Genomic DNA, 1171 nt, shown 5'->3' with positions numbered 1-1171 from the left:
GATGACGGTGTGCGGCCAGGCCGGAGCGAACTCCGTGTCGACGCCGGCGAGGTACTCATCCCAGTGGCCCAGCTTCCAGGTGTCCTTGGCGGCCGCGCGTCGCTCGAGGTGAGACCGCATCACCTCGGTGCTGCAGCCGACCCAGATCACCGACATTTCGGCTCCCTGTTCGGCGAGTGAGGCGGCTTGGCGATCGAACCAGGCGCGGTTGCCGAATTGCTCCAGATACGGGGCGATGGCGATGACGCTCACCCCGCACGCGATGTTTTCGCTCACCGCGGCTGCCAAGCACTGGTACTCGGCAGGTTCGACGACATCGCGGTAGAGCGCGGATTCCCGATCGGCGATCGTGCTACCGAGCTGGACCAGTGCCGCGTCCACCACGCTGCGGGTGAGCATTTCCTTGTCGAGGAGCGCCCAGCTGGTCTCTCGCGCCAGCACCCGGCCGACCGCCGTTTTCCCGCTGCCCGCATAGCCGCCGACGAACACGACCCGTGGCCGCGCCGTGCGCTGCTGATCGCCAGTGGCTCGGTCGGCGACCACACGCCCCGATCGCGGGCGAGTGGCGATGAGCCCCTCGTGACCGAGCTGCTCCATTGCCTGGTTGACCGTCCCGAGGCTGACTCCCCATTGCTCGGCGAGGGCTCGGGAAGACGGCAGCTTCTCACCAGGCCGAAGCCGACCGGACTCGATCTCGGTCCTGAGCGCACGCGCGATCTGCCACCGCCGGGCCTCGCTACTGGTCGATTCAGTCATCCCGGCTGAGCCCTCTCTGATCTGTGCTTCCACGGCATCCGAACGGTATCAGTCCACGCCAACCGGCGGTGATGACGCAGATCGACGGGACTTGTACCAGCAATCAAGGCAATGTTCAAGGGTTACATCTGAATAGTTCAGTTGATACGATCTGAACATAACTTGACCCTGACCTCCCTCTTGGAGGGGTGCTCGATGACTTCGCAGACTCAGCCCGAAACGTCCTGGAAAACGGGCGAATTATCGCCCGAACCAGTACGCGCGCGGGCGCAAGGCAGCGGCTCGAACATCGTCGACTCGAACGCTCTCCGCTCTCAACTGATCAATTCAGATCACACGGCAGTCAGTGAGCTCGCGGTGCGCTACCGCCACATCGCCGCCGCTGCCGCAGGGGCTGTTAACCCCTGCCAACTCC

Annotated in this window: 2 protein-coding genes; one reads left to right on the top strand and one right to left on the bottom strand. The window is 64.6% G+C overall.

What is annotated here, in order from left to right; genetic code table 11:
• A partial coding sequence (locus NP3_RS36495) for a P-loop nucleotide/nucleoside kinase family protein (protein ID WP_063046279.1) occupies positions 1 to 756 on the bottom strand: 756 nt, incomplete at its 3' end.
• Between the two features lie 195 nt (positions 757 to 951).
• On the opposite strand from NP3_RS36495, the gene NP3_RS50030 reads away from it, so the two are divergent.
• On the top strand, positions 952 to 1171 hold a 220-nt coding region (locus NP3_RS50030), incomplete at its 3' end, for a hypothetical protein (protein WP_218025000.1).

Origin of the sequence: Nocardia pseudovaccinii NBRC 100343 (assembly GCF_001613225.1) — a bacterium.
In the GTDB taxonomy this organism is placed as follows: domain Bacteria; phylum Actinomycetota; class Actinomycetes; order Mycobacteriales; family Mycobacteriaceae; genus Nocardia; species Nocardia pseudovaccinii.
Note: the sequence above shows the minus strand (reverse complement) of the source record. Positions and strands in the feature narration are given on the sequence as shown.